Origin of the sequence: Microbacterium allomyrinae (assembly GCF_020682705.1) — a bacterium.
Lineage (GTDB): Bacteria > Actinomycetota > Actinomycetes > Actinomycetales > Microbacteriaceae > Microbacterium > Microbacterium allomyrinae.
Genome location: NZ_JAGTTN010000002.1, coordinates 487,098 through 503,044, shown reverse-complemented (window position 1 = coordinate 503,044; position 15,947 = coordinate 487,098). Strand labels below are relative to the sequence as shown.

Below are 15,947 nucleotides of genomic sequence, written 5' to 3'. Positions count from 1 at the left end.
AGTCCTGCGCCCACTGAGGCGAACCCGAACGGAGCCCGAATGACATTCGCCACGATCATCGCCCTCGCCGCCGAAGAATCCGAGCACCACGGAAGCGTCGCGCTCGAGACGGTCGGCTTCGGCATCATCGCGATCCTGGTCTTCGGCGCACTCGCGCTCGTGACGCTCTCGTACCGCAATGTCGCGAATCGCCACGCGCACAAGGCCGAGGCCTACGCGAAGGCCCACGCCAACGATGTCCAGCGAGCGGGGCACGGCCACTAGGCCGACTGCATGTCGGTGACGAGCACCTCGAGGATCGGGGTCATGGGTGGGACATTCGATCCCATCCATCATGGTCATCTCGTCGCCGCCAGCGAGGTGGCGCAATGGTTCGACCTCGATGAGGTCGTGTTCGTTCCCACGGGCGAGCCGTGGCAGAAGGACGACGCCTCACTGAGCGAGCATCGGTATCTGATGACGGTGATCGCGACGGCATCCAATCCTCGATTCACCGTCAGTCGCGTCGATATCGACCGTTCCGGACCGACGTACACGATCGATACTCTCCGCGATCTGAAGACCCAGCGCCCGGACTCGGAGCTGTTCTTCATCACCGGCGCCGACGCAATAGCGCAAATTCTCAGTTGGAGGGACCATGATGAGTTGTGGGACCTCGCCCACTTCGTCGCAGTGTCTCGCCCGGGACACGTGTTGAACACGGACGGCCTGCCCAGCGACGACGTCAGTCAGCTCGAGATCCCCGCCCTCTCCATCTCGTCGACGGACTGCCGTGATCGGGTTCAGCGAGGGCATCCCGTGTGGTACCTCGTTCCCGACGGGGTCGTTCAATACATTGCGAAGCATCATCTCTACCGGAGCAAGGAATGAGTACATCCGAGCAGCCGGAATCGCCGCCCCTGACACGCAAGCAGCTGCGCGATATCCGCAACACGGGGTCCAATCCCGTCATCATCCAGAACGCCGACGCACCCGCGGCCGACATCACGGCTCCCTCTGAGCCCGTGGCACCGGCGGCGCCCGTATCGGCGCTTCCCATCGCCTCCGCACCGCTCCCGCGGCCCTCGGAGCCCACCGTCGTCTCGCCGCCGCCCGCCGCGGATTCCACAGTGGACCTGGGCGTCTCGCCCCTGACGCGCCGTCAGGCACGCCAGCAGGAGCGGATCCGCACGGCTTCCGTGCCGGTGATCACTCCCGAGGTGATCGCCGCCCACGGCGGCGCCACGCCCGCGTTCGCGTTCCCGTCAGAGACGTCCGCGCCGACGGCGGACCCGGACGCAGGCGAGCCCGGCTCGCCGGGCTCCGAGGACCAGGTCACGACCGACGCCGATATGCAGGAGCTCTTCGGTCCTCCCGCTACGGCAACCGAGTCCGAGGTGTCCGAGGCGTCCGCGTTGCCGTGGGTGGTGGGCGCCGCCGCGTCCGTCGGGTCGGCGGAATCCTCGCCGTCCGGACCCGGTCGCGCCGCGATCGATTCGCCCGAGGCGGACGACCCGTGGTCATTCCCGGCCGAACCCGAGGCCGAGGCATCGGCAGACGAGGCGGACGACCAGGCCAAGGCCGTGGTCAATCCGATGTTCGGCGCCGGCCTGCTCGCAGGCGAATCCCCGGCTCCGGTGTCCGCAGCGCCGGAAATGCCCGCGTCGTTCGACCAGCTCCTCGCTCGGTCGACAGGGGCGATCTCGCTCCAGAACACTCTGATCGTCTCGCAGGCGCCCGAGATCGCGCCGCTCGTGGCTCCGGTCACGGCGACAGGCGAAGTGCTCGTGACAGGTACGTTCAATCTTCCCGAGGGGCTCGGATCGACCGGGCACGCCAAAGGCACCACAGATGGCAAGGAGATCGACGCGACGCTCGTCGACGGCGAACTGCCGTCGCACTCGTCGCCGACGCCGATCGCCGCCAGCGCTGCGGTGAGCACAGTGAAGACACCGGGTGAGGTCATCAGGCCCCCGGTGCCCGAAAAGGGCAGCCGCCTGATGATGACGCTCGCGATCACGGCGGGCGCATTGGCGCTCGCCCTGGTCGGAGTGCTCATCCTGGCGTTCGTGACAGGAGTATTTTGATGACGGCAACAGCCCAAGCCCATGACATGGTCCAGATCGCCGCGGCCGCCGCGGACTCGAAGGGCGGTGAGGATCTCGTCGCGCTCGACGTCTCGGGTCCGCTCCCGCTCATCGACGTCTTCCTGCTCGTGACCGGGCGCAGCGAGCGCAACGTCGCTGCGATCGCCGACGAGATCGAAGACAAGCTCCTGGAGGCGGGCCACAAGCGTCTGCGACGAGAGGGACGCAGCGAGTCGCGCTGGGTACTGCTGGACTTCGGCGACCTCGTCGTGCACGTGTTCCACGAAGAGGAGCGCGTCTACTACGGACTCGAGCGGCTGTGGAAGGACTGCCCGACGGTGCCGATCGAACTGCCGGCGAGAACCGCTGTGGAGGACTGAGCCGGTTCGGAGCACCGTCTCGAATGTTGTAAGCTTGACGAGTTGCCCCGAGAGATCGGGGCCACGGTCAAGGGCCTGTGGCGCAGCTGGTAGCGCACCTGCATGGCATGCAGGGGGTCAGGGGTTCGAGTCCCCTCAGGTCCACCCGATTCGTAGCGCCCCTCACTTGTGAGGGGCGCTACGTCGTTTCACCCGCTCGTCTCTGCGGTGCTGCCGCACCCCGCGTCGCGACGCAACCCCATTGCGTGTGCGAGGCCGGTGGGGGATGGTGAACTCCATGACCGCCGTGACTCCGTTCCTCTGGTTCGACGACTCCGCGGAAGAAGCCGTCGCCTTCTACACCGAGCTCGTGCCCGATTCGGAGATCCTCTCGATGAGCCGGTACCCCGATGAGGTGCCGGGCATGGGCGGCAAGGTCATGCACGTCCACTTCCGACTCGCAGGCCGGGACTACTTCGGGATGGATGCCGGTCCGCAGTTCCCGTTCACCGAGGCGGTGTCGCTGTATGTCGCGTGCGCTGATCAGGCCGAGGTCGACCGCTACTGGAACGCACTGATCGCGGGCGGCGGACAGGAGCAGCCCTGCGGCTGGCTCAAGGATCGCTGGGGTCTGTCGTGGCAGATCATTCCCGACCGGCTGATCGAGTTGATCCGTCACCCCGATCCCGACATCGCGCACCGGTCGGTGCAGGCGATGCTCGGTATGAGTCGCATCGACATCGCCGCACTCGAGGCGGCTGCCGAAGGCCCGTGAGCCGCCCTTCCGGGGCGGCGGCGATCGGATGCCTTCTGCTGACGCTGGTCACGGGATCCGGATGCTCCGCGTCTCCGTCGCCGGTACCGACGACGCGGGCGCCGACGATCGCACCTGTGCCGACGGCGACGATCGCCGAGAGCGAGTGGTGGCGCCCGACCGACGCGATCTCCAGCCTCGCGTCCGGACTGGACTCACCGTGGTCGGTCGTGCCTCTGCCCGATGGCGGGGCCCTCATCTCGCAGCGTGATGACGGCGCCATCCTGGAGCTGACGGTCGAAAGCACGTTGCGTACCGTCGGCCTGGTCGAGGGGGTCGTGTCCGGCGGAGAGTCCGGACTCCACGGGCTCGCGCTGCTCACGGATGACGGCGGCACGCTGCTGTACGCCTACTTCGGCGCGCGCTCCGACAACCGCGTCGAGAGGATGCCGCTGCTCGGTGAACCCGGGTCGTTCCATCTGGGTGCAGCGGAGGTCGTGATCGACGGCATCCCGCGCGCCGGCACCCACAACGGCGGGCGAATCGCGTTCGGTCCGGACGGGTACCTCTACGTGACCACGGGCGATGCTCAGCAGCGTGACGCGGCTCAGGACGTCGATGCTCTCGGCGGGAAGATTCTCCGCATCACGGCCGACGGCGAGGCTGCGCCGGGCAATCCCTGGGCGAACGCGGCGTGGTCGATCGGTCACCGCAACGTGCAGGGGATCGCCTGGACGAGCGACGGCACGATGTGGGCGAGCGAGTTCGGTCAGAACGCCTGGGATGAACTGAACCGCATCGAACCCGGTGCCAACTACGGCTGGCCCGAAGTCGAGGGTGTTGCAGGCCGTGACGATTTCATCGATCCCGTCGCGGCATGGCCCACGAGCGAAGCGAGTCCCAGCGGCATCGCCGCGCGAGGCGGCACGCTGTTCGTCGCGGGACTTCGAGGTGAGCGCCTCTGGCTGGCCGACATCCGCGACGGGGTGTTGGCGGATGATCCCGTGGCCGCTTTGCAGGGTGCACAGGGGCGCCTGCGCGACGTCGTCGTGGCAGCGGACGGATCGCTCTGGATTCTCATGAACAACACCGACGGCCGCGGGAGCCCTCGACCCGACGATGATGTTCTCCTGCGTGTCGAACTGGCGCCGGCACACTGACCGTGCAAACGACCGGCGCGGCGTCGCAGACGGAGCGGGAGCGCCGCGGTGGGGGAGCGCTACGGTGAGAGCGTGAGCTCCCAGCCCCGTTGTCCGCATTGCCGCCACTTCGTCTACCTGGACACGATGGCGTGCCCCAACTGCGAGGCCGACCTCGGGTACCACATGCCCACACGTGAGTTCCAGGGGCTCCGAAACGGCCAGTGCGTGGTGGACGGCGAGACCTGGTACACCTGCTCGAATCGCGAGTGGGCCTGCAACTGGCTGGTCTGGGAAGGCGCGCCGGCGGGACGATGCTTCTCATGCCGGCTCACGCGCCGGCGACCGGCATCCAACGACACGGTCGCGCTGGAGAAGCTCGCCAAGGTCGAGGAAGCCAAGCGGCGGCTGCTCCTGCAGCTTGCGGACCTCGGTCTGCCGATCGTGGGGTGGGACACGCAAGAGGGCGGGCTCGGGTTCGACCTCGTCTCCAGCCTCTCGGACGGCAAGCCGGTGCTGATCGGTCACGCGAACGGCATCATCACGATCGATCTCGCCGAGAGCCTCGATGACCGTCGCGAAGCGTTGCGGGTGCGATTGGGCGAGCCGTACCGCACGATTCTCGGGCACCTGCGCCACGAGGTCGGTCACTACTTCCAGAATGTGCTCCTTCCCGACGATGCGGCGTGGGACCGCTGTCGTGAACTCTTCGGCGATGAGCGCGCGAGCTACCGCGATGCACTCAGTCACCACTACAAGTTCGGTGCGCCGGCGGGGTGGCACGATCAGTACATCTCGGAATACGCGACGATGCATCCCTGGGAGGACTTCGCGGAGACGTTCGCCCACTATCTGCACATCACCGGGACCCTGCAGACGGCCGCCGTGATCGGCATCCATCTCGATGCCGGAGTGAGCAATCTGCGAGACACGGATGTCGTGCCGCTCGACTCGTACGAACGGGAGCCCATCCAGCGGCTCCTCACCGACTGGGAGTGGATGTCGCGCGGCTTCAACCGGATCAACCGGGCGATGGGATTCGGCGATCTCTACCCGTTCACGATCGTCGCACCGGTGCAGCGGAAGCTCGCCTTCCTGCACGACATCGTGACGCGTGCGCCTCTCACTCCCGCCGAGCAGTACGCGCTTGCCACGTCCCGCGAAACGGAACGAGCATGACCGCCTTCTCGCGCGGTCAGCGCGTCATCGGATCCGCAACGCACTATGTGGAGAACCAACCCCGTTGGCGCGTCGATGTCGACGAGTACGGGCTGAACGCACCTCTCGCCGCAGCAGTCAGCGGCTTCGGCGCGGAATGGGCAGACCCCGAACTCCGCGAGGCGGGCGCCCTCGTCGGGTCGGCCGGATTCCAGCGCGACGCGTATCTCGCGAACGTGCACACCCCGATCGCCCACGCGCACGATCGCTGGGGATTCCGACTCGACGAGGTCGAGTACGACCCGTCGTATCACCGTGTGATCGGCGAAGCCGTCGCGCGCGGTGCGCACACCTCGGCCTGGGCCGACCCGCGCCCAGGAGCGCATGTCGCGCGCGCGGCGACCTTCATGCTCTTCGCGCAGGTCGAGCCCGGTCACGCCTGCCCCGTGTCGATGACACACGCCGCGGTCGCCTCGATCGAAGGGTCGCCGTGGGTGGCCGACGAGTGGCTGCCCCGCGCGTACTCACGCGAGTACGAGCCCCGCCTGCTGCCGAACGAGACGAAGAGCAGTGCCCTCATCGGCATGGCGATGACCGAGAAGCAGGGCGGCTCGGACGTGCGCGCGGGCACCACGACCGGCGAGTCGATGGGCGGTCACGCGTACCAGATCACCGGCCACAAATGGTTCTGCTCGGCGCCGATGTCGGACGCCTTCCTCGTCCTCGCGCACACGACGCGAGGCAACGTCGACGAGGGACTCTCGTGCCTCTTCGTGCCGCGGATGCTCCCTCACGGCATGCGCAACGTGTTTCGCATCCAACGGCTGAAGGACAAGCTCGGCAACCGGTCGAACGCCTCGGCGGAGGTCGAGTTCGACGGCACGGTGGGCTTCGTGCTCGGCGAGCCGGGTCGGGGCGTGCGCACGATCCTCGAGATGGTTCAACGCACGCGCCTGGATTGCGTGCTCGGCACCGCGGCGGGGATGCGCCAGTCGCTGGCTGAGGCTCTGTGGCACACACGCGGGAGAGAGGCCTTCGGCGCGCTTCTCGTGGACCAACCTGCGATGACAGCCGTGCTGGCCGATCTGGCACTCGAGTACGAGGCCGCGATGCTGAGCGGTCTCCGGCTGGCGCAGCTCTTCGAAGCCGGGGCAACCGACCGCGACGTCGCTCTTCGCCGGCTCGCGACGCCCGTATCGAAGTACTGGGTCTGCAAGCGCGGGCCGCAGCACGCATACGAGGCGCTGGAATGCCTCGGCGGCAACGGCTACACCGAATCGTTCCCGCTGGCTCGCCGCTACCGCGAGCAGCCCGTCATGGCGATCTGGGAGGGTTCGGGGAACGTGATCGCGCTCGATGTGCTGCGTGCCCTCACACGCGATTCGGAGTCGGGCGAGGCGTTCGCCGATGAGCTCGGCTCGACGTCCGGAGCGTCGACCGTGCTGGATGCCCATGTGGACCGCACACTCGCCCTTCTGTCCAGGCTCACTCATGAGGATGCGACCGAAGCGCAGACGCAGGCACGACGGCTCAGCGAAGACCTCGCGCTGGCGTTCCAGGCATCCCTCATGCTGCGACACGCGCCCTCGCGAGACGCGGAAGCCTTCATTGCGGCCCGCCTCGGTGACGACCGTGGCGCGCAGTACGGCGTGCTCCCCTCTGGGACGGATGCCGCCGCGATCGTCGCTCGCCACTGAGGCATCCGCGAGGCCGCCCACCTGGGCCGGCGCCAGGCTCGCGCATAGGCTGGTGCGGTGAGAACCCCGCAGCGCGCCGGCGCCGTCGCCGCTCTGCTCGTGGTGGTCTGCGCGGCGCTCGTGCCCCCGGCGATGGCGGCAGAGATCGACGTGCCTATGGCCTCCTCCGGAACGGTATCGGTGATCGCGGCGGACGAGGCAGGGGCAGTGGCCGAGGCGAAGGCCGCCGTATCCGCGATGTCGCTGCGAGAGCAGGCGGCGAGCGTCGTGATGGGGCACATCCCGACGACCGATGAGGCAGCGCTGCGCGCGTACATGCAGGAGTCGGGCATCGGCGGCTTCATCCTCATGGGTGCGAACGTTCCCGGCGATGAGGACGCGCTCCGCGCCGTCACATCGGCCCTCACCGTCAACGCCGCGTTTCCGCCTCTGCTCGCGATCGACCAGGAGGGCGGTGACGTGTCACGCCTGCCGTGGGACGGATTCCCCTCCGCGCGCACACTCAAAGACGAGCCGGCATCCGCGGCCGAATCCGCATTCGCCGGGCGTGGGGCGCTCGTGCGCCGCGCCGGGGTAGGCGTCAACTTCGGCATCGTCGCCGACGTGACCTCCGACCCGTCGTCTTTCATCTACCGACGCGCGCTGGGGACCGGTCCCGAGTCGTCGGCCGAGCGTGTCGTCGCCGCCGTGCAGGGCGAGCGACCCTACGCGTTGTCGACACTCAAGCATTTCCCGGGGCACGGTGCTGCTCCGGGCGATTCTCACGCGGGCATCCCCTCGTCAGGTATGTCGTACGACCAGTGGCGCGCCACTGACGGCATCCCGTTCGAGGGGGCGATCGAAGCGGATGCTCCGCTGCTCATGTTCGGCCACCTGGCCTACACCGCGATCGATGAGACTCCCGCGAGCCTGTCGGCAGAATGGCACCGGATCGCGCGCGAAGATCTCGGGTTCGAGGGCGTTGTCGTGACCGACGACCTCGGAATGCTGCAGAGCTCGGGCAGGCCCGAGTACGCCGACCCGGTGGCGAATGCGGTGGCTGCTCTCGTCGCCGGAAACGACCTGGTGCTCACGGTGGTGTTCTCGACGCCGGAGACCGCCTCGCGCACCGTCGACGGAATCATCGCGGCGGTCGAGTCGGGCGCGCTGCCGTCCGAGCGCCTGCGCGAAGCCTCGGAGCGCGTCACCCTGCTGCGATTGAGCATTGCGGCAGAGGGGCGCGGCCTCCTGCCGTGCGCCGAATGCGCACCAGCGGAGTGAGTCAGCCCGCGATCACTCCGAGCAGCCGTGCGCGGATGTGCTGGGCGCGCTCGGCGAATCCGCGCTGAGCCCGCACGTAAGCCGCCTTGCCGTCCGGCGTCTCCACCGTGATCGCCTCGTAACCCCACCCGCTCAGATCGTACGGCGAGGCCCGCATGTCGATCACCCGGATGTCGCGCGCGAGTTCGAACGCGTCGAGCAGCAGATCACCGGGGACGAGCGGCCCGAGCTTGACGGACCACTTGTAGAGGTCCATGCCGGCATGAAGACAGCCCGGCTGTTCGAGTTCGGGCTGCCGCTCGCGCGTCGGAACGTCGCGGTTCAGGGGCACGGCGTCTTCGGTGAAGAAGCGGAACGCATCGAAGTGGGTGCACCGCAGCTCGTGGGTCTCGACGACCTCATCGGTGGCCTCCTGCCCGAGCCGCAGGGGGACCGGGTGCCGATGCTCGCGCTGCCGGTAGAGCATCGCCCACTCGTGCAGTCCGAAGCATCCGAATCCCGCCGCGCGTCCGGCGGTGGCGCGCAGGATTCTGCCGATGCCCTCCACGAGGAGGCTGCGCTCCGCGCGGTACCCGGCGCCGTCCACCGTCACATCGTCCGCTGCCGCACCGGGAACGTACCACCGCCAGCCGGCGCGCGCGGTGGCTGCGGCATCCGCCAGTTCCACGCCCTCACCAGGATGCCAGCGCCGCAATACCGAGGGCTTGTACGAGTAGTAGGTGAAGAGGAAGTCCTCGACCGGATGCGACTCCTGACGCGATGACCGCTCGCGGTGCCCGCGCGTCAGGGAGTCGGCGCGTGCCTCATGCGCCGCCTCGTCGGCACGCCACTGCGCGGCGCCTCGGACCACCGGTGCGGTGCGCACACGTGGGAGGGCGGGGGCGGGGGCGGGAGTCACCGTATGAGGATACGCGGCAGCACCTGCGCAGGGGTCAGTCGGCGGCCGGCTCGATGAGCTCGGGGGAGTTGTTGCGGACGTTCCCCACAGCCGTCGATACGACATGCTCGTCGAGCGTCGCCGCCAGGGCGGGCGCAGCGTCGATGGCCGCGTCGAGCACATCACCCACGTTGTCGGTGGTCGGATCGAGCCACGCGTCGGCGTAATCCGCATCGAGGAACAACGGCATGCGATCGTGGATCGAGCCGAGATGACCGATCGAATCGCGCGTGAGAATCGTGAAGCTGAGGAGCCACCGCTCCGGATCGTCGTCGGCCTTGCTCTTGTCGCGCCACCACTCGTACAGGCCCGCGAAGAAGAGGGGCTCGCCGCCGGCCGGATGGATGTAGTGCGGCGTCTTGACGCCGTCGACCGTGGCCCATTCGTAGTACCCGGATGCCGGGACCACCGCCCGCCGCTTCTCGAGGGCGGTACGGAACATCGGCTTCTCTTCGAGCTCTTCGGCCCGGGCATTGAAGGCGCGCGCGCCGATCTTGGGATCCTTCGCCCAGCCGGGAACGAGGCCCCACCGCGCGACCTCCAGTCGGCGCGTGGGGGGCTCGGTCTTCGCCGAGTCCATCACGATGGCCACACGATCGGTGGGAGCCACATTGTAGGACGGGGCAGGAAGATCATCGCCCTCGACGTCGACGCGGAGCACGCCGACGAGATCGGATCCGGCACTTGCCACGACGAAGCGTCCGCACATGCGGCCAGCCTACGCGCGACGTCCGACGTCAGCGTTCGACGACGCCGACGTCCTGCAGCCGCTCGAGCAGGCCCGCGCCGTCCGCCTCGCTCACCCACGGAACTCCGGCCGCGACATGATCGTTGACCGCCGTACGACCACCGGCGAGCACCGCCTCGGCCGGGGACAGACGCCGGATCGCGACACCCACCACGTTCTCGGGATGCTCACCGGCGAACGTCGTGTAGATCTGGTCGTCGTGCTGCCCGTCGTCGCCGATGAGCAGCCATCGCACGTGCGGGAACTCGTCGGCGAGCCGGCGGAGGTTCGACAGCTTGTGCACCTTGCCGCTGCGGAACCAGCGGTCATGAGTGGGGCCCCAGTCGGTGAGCAGCAGTGCACCGGGCGGGAACAGATGGCGGCGGAGGAAGCGCATGAGCGTGGGCGCGATGTTCCATGCCCCCGTCGAAAGGTAGACGAGCGGTGCGCCGGGATGCTCTCGGACGACGCGCTCCATGAGCACCGCCATGCCCGGCACGGGCTGGCGCGCATGCTCATCGACGACGAACGAGTTCCACGCAGCGAGCAGGGGACGCGGCAGCGCGGTCACCATCACGGTGTCGTCGACATCCGACACGACCCCGAAGCGCACATCCGGGCCGACCACGAAGGCCCGGGTCTCGACGGGCTCGCCGTCCTCGACCGCCATCGTGACGGTCTGCCACCCGGGCTCCAGGCGTGCAGGGAGCCGTACGTCGATGACGCCGCCGCGGTCGGCGACGACCTCGTGCTCCACCCCCGCGATCGTGACGGTGACCTGGGCGTATCCGATCGGGACGGCGACGAAACTGCGCCAGCCTCGGACGCTGGCATATTCGCCGGATTCGGTGCGCTTGACGGGCGGCACGATCATGACCCGACCCAGCACCCGCACCCAGTCCGGTCCCGCGTAGCCGGGAAACGGCGTGATCGTGGGCTTCTGGCCGCGGCTTCGCGCTCTGCGCTCTCGCCATGAGTGGAACCGATACTCGAGTCTCGCCAGCCACAGCACCTTGGCGCGCGTCGGCGCGACGGTGGTCTCGGGCATCCCCTCAGTCTTCCATGTCCACCGCGGCACCACTGTCCGCCGCATCGCCGGGCTCGTCGTGCTCGAGGTGCTTGCGCTCGGCACGCTCGATGACCTTCTTGCTCACGAACACGAGCACGAGGAACGCCACGATGATCGCGACGAAGATGTACCCGGCGTAGTGGAGCTGGTCGGCGAGTTCTCGGTATGTTCCAGCGGCGACGGCCGCCACCGAGATGTACAGCGTGGACCAGATGACGCACGCCGGGACCGTCCAGGCCAGGAATCGGCGATACGGGTACCCGCTCATACCCACGGTGAGGGGGACGAGGGAATGCAGCACCGGCAGGAAGCGGGAGATGAAGATCGCAGGGCCGCCCCGGCGGCGCAGATATCGCTCGGAGCGCTCCCAGTTCTCTTCGCCGATGCGGCGGCCGAGCTTCGAGTGCTGGATCCGCGGTCCGAGGAACCTTCCCAGCCAGAAGCCGATGCTCTCGCCGATCAGGGCCCCGATCACGACGGCGATGCCGAGCAGTACGCCCTCCCACACGGAACCCACCGCGGTGCCGGCCACGATAACGATCGTGTCGCCCGGGACGACGAGCCCGATGAGCACGCTCGTCTCGAGCATGATGGCCACGCCGGCCAGAAGAGTCCTGACGACGGGATCGACGCTCTGAACGGCGTCGAGCAGCCACGTGAGGAACTCGTTCACGCCACGAGCCTAGAGGTCGGCGCGCCGTCTAGCCTGGGAACATGTCGCCGCCCCTCGTCGCCGCGTCCTGCGCGCGCTGGGCGGACCCGGCTTCCGTGTTCTTCGGCGGCTGGGATCGCGAGACGGACGTGTTCTGGCTGGATGCCGGACCCGACGCGGACAGCGGATGGAGCTGGATCGGAACCGGCGCGCCCGACGATCCCGACCGTGTGCGCTCCGTCGCCTGCACCCGGACGCGCGACGTCGCCGACGACCGCCCGTCGACCGACGCCGGAGCGTTTCGAGGGGGGTGGATCGGCTGGATCGGGTACGACGACGCCGCCGGGCGGGCGGGTGCGCCCGCTGCCCGCGACGAGGACGGTGTCCCTCGGGAACTCTGGCTGCGCGTCGAGCGGCTGCTGGCGTTCGATCACGCCTCCCGCAGGGTCTGGGCGTTCGGCGCACCAGCCGAGATCGACGGACTGCTCGCCGTGGTGGCGACCGCCGAGAACGTGCACCCGCCGTCGCTGCCCGCGATCGACCTCCGTGCGATCGCGCGCGATCGCGAGGAGCCCGACGCGTACGCCGCGCTCATCGAGCGGTGCCGCGACGCGATCCGCGAGGGAGACGCCTACCAGCTCTGCCTGACGACGCGGTTCGCGGTCGACGCGACCATCGATCCCGTCGAGGCGTACCGCCGTCTGCGCGACACGACCCCCGCGCATCACGGCGGGTTCGTCCGTTCCGGCGAGGTCGCTCTGGTGAGCGCGAGCCCCGAGCGCTTCCTCGAGATCGCCGACGATGCGACGACCGGCGAACGCGCCGTTCGCACCCGTCCCATCAAGGGCACGCGCCCGCGCGGCGCGGACGCCGTCTCGGATGCCGAGTTGGAGGCCGAGCTGCGCGCGAGCGAGAAGGAGCAGGCCGAGAACGTCATGATCGTCGACCTCATGCGCAACGATCTGTCGCGAGTATGCCTGCCGGGCACCGTCACCGTCGACCGCCTTCTCGAAGTCGAGTCGTACCCGGCCGTGCATCAGCTCGTGAGCACGGTGTCGGGCATGCTCCGCCCGGGAACGACGGTCGGTGAGCTGCTGGACGCCACCTTCCCCGCCGGCAGCATGACCGGTGCCCCGAAGCTTTCGGCGATGTCGATCCTGCACTCACTGGAACGAGCGCCTCGCGGCCTCTTCGCCGGCTGCTTCGGCTGGGTGGGCGACGACGGCGCGCTCGACCTCGCGATGGTGATCCGGTCGATCGTCGTGCATCCGACGGGCGCCTACGTCGGAGCGGGCGGCGGCATCACCTGGCGATCGGATGCCGCGGCCGAGGTCGCGGAGGTCGGCATCAAGGCGCGCGGACCGCTCGCCGCACTCGGCGCCGCGCTCCCGCCCGGCTGGTGACGGCGCTGGTCCGCTAATCTGGACGTTGCGCTGTGCGCGCCACCCGGCATCCAGGATTGGTACTTCCCACGTGAGTCAGACGCTTCCCCCCGACACCGCCGTGCCCGCCGAAGGCGGCTACGACGCCTTCGCGATCCAGGAGAAGTGGCAGGCGCGCTGGGCCGAGGCCGACCCGTTCCGCGCCGGCGGGGACGATGACACCCGTCCGCGCAAGTACGTGCTCGGCATGTTCCCGTACCCGTCCGGCGACCTCCACATGGGTCACGCCGAGAACTACGCCTATGTCGATGTCGTGGCTCGTTTCTGGCGCCATCGCGGCTACAACGTGCTCAATCCGATCGGCTGGGACTCCTTCGGGCTGCCGGCCGAGAACGCGGCGATCCAGCGCGGGGCAGATCCCCGCGAGTGGACCTACGCCAACATCGAGCAGCACAAGAAGAGCTTCCGCGAATACGGCTCGTCCTACGACTGGTCGCGCATCCTCCACACGAGCGACCCGGAGTACTACCGCTGGAACCAGTGGCTGTTCCAGCTTCTCTACGAGCGTGGCCTCGCGTATCGCAAGGAGAGCCCGGTCAACTGGTGCCCGAACGACCAGACGGTGCTCGCGAACGAGCAGGTCGTCGACGGGCATTGCGAGCGCTGCGGCGCAGAAGTCGTGAAGAAGAAGCTCACGCAGTGGTACTTCAAGATCACCGACTACGCCGACCGCCTGCTCGACGATCTGAACCAGCTCGAGGGGTTCTGGCCGCAGAAGGTCATCCGGATGCAGCGCAACTGGATCGGCCGCTCCATCGGGGCCGACATCGACTTCGAGATCGAGGGGCGCGAGGGGCGCGTCACGGTCTTCTCGACGCGTCCCGACACGTTGCACGGCGCGACCTTCATGGTCGTAGCCCCCGACAGCGATCTCGCCTCGGAACTCGCCGCGGGATCGTCGGCAGAGGTGCGCCTGCGCTTCCAGGACTATCTCGAGAACGTGCAGCGCGAGACCGACATCGAGCGCCAGAGCTCGGACCGGCCGAAGACCGGCGTGTTCCTCGACCGGTTCGCGATCAACCCCGTCAACGGCGAGCGGCTTCCCATCTGGGCCGCCGACTATGTGCTGGCCGACTACGGTCACGGTGCCGTCATGGCCGTACCCGCCCATGACCAGCGCGACCTCGACTTCGCGCGCGCGTTCGACCTGCCGGTCAGAGTGGTGGTCGACACGACGGCTCCGATCACGGGCGCGCTGCCCGTGATCGAACTCGACGATGAGGGTGTGCCGATCGATCCGGGCGCCGATCAGGACTCGCTCGACACGATCGACCCCGCGAAGACCGGCATCGCGCTCACCGGCGATGGCCGCATGATCAACTCCGGCTCGCTCGACGGGCTGTCCAAGCGCAACGCCATCGCCCGGATCATCGACCAGCTCCGAGCGGCCGGCACCGGCCGGGCGGCCAAGTCGTATCGCCTGCGCGATTGGCTGATCTCGCGCCAGCGCTTCTGGGGGACCCCGATCCCGATGATCCACACGGCGGACGGACGGATCGTGCCCGTTCCGGAGGATCAGCTCCCGCTGACGCTTCCCGACGTCAAGGGCCTCGACCTCACGCCGAAGGGCACCTCGCCCCTCGGCGGCGCAGCAGACTGGATGGCCACCGTCGATCCCGAGACCGGCGAGCCGGCTCTGCGTGATGCCGACACGATGGACACCTTCGTCGACAGCTCGTGGTACTTCCTCCGCTTCCTCGCGGCCGAGGACCCCACGCAGGCGTTCCCCTCGCGGGAGGCCGACAAGTGGGCGCCCGTCGATTCCTATATCGGCGGCGTCGAGCACGCGATCCTCCACCTGCTGTATGCGCGGTTCATCACCAAGGTCCTCTTCGACGAGGGACTGATCGGCTTCACCGAGCCCTTCTCGAGCCTCATCAACCAGGGCATGGTGCTGCTCGGCGGCTCGAAGATGTCCAAGAGCAAGGGCAATCTGGTCGAGTTCGCCTCGAGCATGATCGACCCGGGCGCAGACGCCGTGCGCACCGCGATCGTGTTCGCCGGTCCGGTCGAGGACGACATCAACTGGGAGGATGTCTCGACGACGGGTGCCCAGAAGTTCCTCGCGCGCGCATGGCGCGTCGCGAAGGACGTCGCGAGCGAGCCCGACGTCATCTGGGCAGAGGGTGACGTCGCCCTTCGCCGCGTGACCCACCGCCTGCTCGCGGATGCGCCCGGGCTCATCGAGCAGAACAAGTTCAACGTCGTCGTCGCGCGCCTCATGGAGCTGGTCAACGCCACTCGCAAGACCATCGACAGCGGCGCCGGTCCCGCCGATCCCGCCGTTCGCGAAGCCGCTGAGGCGACCGCGATGATCATCGACCTGTTCGCGCCTCACACCGCGGAAGAGCTCTGGGAGATCCTCGGATATGACGGATTCGTGGGTCTTGTCCCGTGGCGGAGCGCGGATTCGACCCTTCTCGTCGAAGAGACGGTGACCTCGGTCGTCCAGATCGACGGCAAGGTGCGCGCGACACTCACGGTGCCCGCACGCATCGATGCCGCTCAGCTCGAGAAGCTCGCACGCGAAGACGAACGCATCGTCCGCTCGCTCGCCGGACGCGAGATCACGCGCGCGGTGGTGCGGCCTCCCAAGGTCGTGAGCTTCAGCACGCACTGAGGCTGCCCGCTCGCCCGCGTGCAGGCGAGGTTCCTCCACCGGCTCTCTTCCGGCGGGGCGCTCCACA

The 15,947-nt window shown here is 68.4% G+C and carries 15 protein-coding genes and 1 tRNA gene; 12 read left to right on the top strand and 4 right to left on the bottom strand.

What is annotated here, in order from left to right:
• Positions 1-39 precede the first annotated feature (39 nt).
• The 10 genes from KEC57_RS08755 (at position 40) to KEC57_RS08710 (ending at position 8,433) form a co-directional block, all read left to right on the top strand.
• On the top strand, positions 40-264 hold the full coding sequence (locus tag KEC57_RS08755) for a hypothetical protein (protein WP_229384176.1): 225 nt from the start codon (positions 40-42) through the stop codon (positions 262-264).
• 9 nt (positions 265-273) lie between these two features.
• Complete coding sequence (nadD, locus tag KEC57_RS08750) at positions 274-870, top strand: nicotinate-nucleotide adenylyltransferase (RefSeq protein ID WP_229384175.1); 597 nt, start codon at positions 274-276, stop codon at positions 868-870.
• Positions 867-2,066 (top strand): hypothetical protein, encoded by a 1,200-nt coding sequence (locus tag KEC57_RS08745; RefSeq protein ID WP_229384174.1) that lies wholly within the window; start codon positions 867-869, stop codon positions 2,064-2,066. The genes nadD and KEC57_RS08745 overlap by 4 nt, the downstream gene beginning before the upstream one ends.
• Complete coding sequence (gene rsfS / locus KEC57_RS08740) at positions 2,066-2,446, top strand: ribosome silencing factor (protein WP_229384173.1); 381 nt, start codon at positions 2,066-2,068, stop codon at positions 2,444-2,446. Before KEC57_RS08745 ends, rsfS begins: the two co-directional genes overlap by 1 nt.
• A gap of 71 nt (positions 2,447-2,517) precedes the next feature.
• Positions 2,518-2,590: transfer RNA gene (locus KEC57_RS08735), tRNA-Ala, on the top strand.
• A 133-nt stretch (positions 2,591-2,723) separates the two neighbouring features.
• Entirely contained in the window at positions 2,724-3,200 is a 477-nt protein-coding gene (locus KEC57_RS08730) for a VOC family protein (protein WP_229384172.1), read from the top strand.
• A gap of 116 nt (positions 3,201-3,316) precedes the next feature.
• Positions 3,317-4,339 (top strand): PQQ-dependent sugar dehydrogenase, encoded by a 1,023-nt coding sequence (locus KEC57_RS08725; RefSeq protein ID WP_229384171.1) that lies wholly within the window; start codon positions 3,317-3,319, stop codon positions 4,337-4,339.
• 72 nt (positions 4,340-4,411) lie between these two features.
• The gene (locus KEC57_RS08720) at positions 4,412-5,497 is read left to right on the top strand and encodes a zinc-binding metallopeptidase family protein (protein WP_229384170.1); all 1,086 of its coding nucleotides are present in this window, start codon (positions 4,412-4,414) and stop codon (positions 5,495-5,497) included.
• Positions 5,494-7,173: an acyl-CoA dehydrogenase family protein gene (locus KEC57_RS08715; protein ID WP_229384169.1), complete on the top strand. Its 1,680-nt coding sequence runs from the start codon at positions 5,494-5,496 to the stop codon at positions 7,171-7,173. Before KEC57_RS08720 ends, KEC57_RS08715 begins: the two co-directional genes overlap by 4 nt.
• 57 nt (positions 7,174-7,230) lie before the next feature.
• The gene (locus tag KEC57_RS08710) at positions 7,231-8,433 is read left to right on the top strand and encodes a glycoside hydrolase family 3 N-terminal domain-containing protein (protein ID WP_229384168.1); all 1,203 of its coding nucleotides are present in this window, start codon (positions 7,231-7,233) and stop codon (positions 8,431-8,433) included.
• 1 nt (position 8,434) lies between these two features.
• Here KEC57_RS08710 and KEC57_RS08705 read toward each other — a convergent pair whose 3' ends face one another.
• Genes KEC57_RS08705 through KEC57_RS08690 form a run of 4 tightly spaced genes read right to left on the bottom strand, consistent with a single transcriptional unit; the run spans position 8,435 to position 11,839 of the window.
• A complete protein-coding gene (locus KEC57_RS08705; protein ID WP_372456998.1) occupies positions 8,435-9,331 on the bottom strand; it encodes a 3-methyladenine DNA glycosylase in 897 nt (298 codons plus the stop codon).
• Positions 9,332-9,365: 34 nt separating this feature from the next.
• The gene (locus tag KEC57_RS08700; protein WP_229384167.1) at positions 9,366-10,079 is read right to left on the bottom strand and encodes an SOS response-associated peptidase; all 714 of its coding nucleotides are present in this window, start codon (positions 10,077-10,079) and stop codon (positions 9,366-9,368) included.
• A 28-nt stretch (positions 10,080-10,107) separates the two neighbouring features.
• A complete protein-coding gene (locus KEC57_RS08695) occupies positions 10,108-11,145 on the bottom strand; it encodes an App1 family protein phosphatidate phosphatase (protein ID WP_229384166.1) in 1,038 nt (345 codons plus the stop codon).
• Between the two features lie 4 nt (positions 11,146-11,149).
• Positions 11,150-11,839 (bottom strand): DedA family protein, encoded by a 690-nt coding sequence (locus KEC57_RS08690; protein WP_229384165.1) that lies wholly within the window; start codon positions 11,837-11,839, stop codon positions 11,150-11,152.
• Positions 11,840-11,880: 41 nt separating this feature from the next.
• Here KEC57_RS08690 and KEC57_RS08685 point away from each other — a divergent pair, with 41 nt between their 5' ends.
• Together KEC57_RS08685 and leuS are read left to right on the top strand one after the other, a co-directional pair.
• Entirely contained in the window at positions 11,881-13,221 is a 1,341-nt protein-coding gene (locus tag KEC57_RS08685) for an anthranilate synthase component I family protein (RefSeq protein WP_229384164.1), read from the top strand.
• 70 nt (positions 13,222-13,291) lie between these two features.
• Positions 13,292-15,880, top strand: coding sequence for a leucine--tRNA ligase (leuS, locus tag KEC57_RS08680; RefSeq protein WP_372456997.1), 2,589 nt, complete (start codon positions 13,292-13,294; stop codon positions 15,878-15,880).
• The last annotated feature ends 67 nt before the right edge of the window (positions 15,881-15,947 follow it).

Coding starts and splice junctions, on each gene's coding strand:
- KEC57_RS08695 (WP_229384166.1), bottom strand. CDS start 11,145: ATGCCCGAGACCACCGTCGCGCCGACGCGCGCCAAGGTGCTGTGGCTG.
- KEC57_RS08755 (WP_229384176.1), top strand. CDS start 40: ATGACATTCGCCACGATCATCGCCCTCGCCGCCGAAGAATCCGAGCAC.
- KEC57_RS08715 (WP_229384169.1), top strand. CDS start 5,494: ATGACCGCCTTCTCGCGCGGTCAGCGCGTCATCGGATCCGCAACGCAC.
- KEC57_RS08700 (WP_229384167.1), bottom strand. CDS start 10,079: ATGTGCGGACGCTTCGTCGTGGCAAGTGCCGGATCCGATCTCGTCGGC.
- KEC57_RS08730 (WP_229384172.1), top strand. CDS start 2,724: ATGACCGCCGTGACTCCGTTCCTCTGGTTCGACGACTCCGCGGAAGAA.
- KEC57_RS08685 (WP_229384164.1), top strand. CDS start 11,881: ATGTCGCCGCCCCTCGTCGCCGCGTCCTGCGCGCGCTGGGCGGACCCG.
- KEC57_RS08745 (WP_229384174.1), top strand. CDS start 867: ATGAGTACATCCGAGCAGCCGGAATCGCCGCCCCTGACACGCAAGCAG.
- rsfS (WP_229384173.1), top strand. CDS start 2,066: ATGACGGCAACAGCCCAAGCCCATGACATGGTCCAGATCGCCGCGGCC.
- nadD (WP_229384175.1), top strand. CDS start 274: ATGTCGGTGACGAGCACCTCGAGGATCGGGGTCATGGGTGGGACATTC.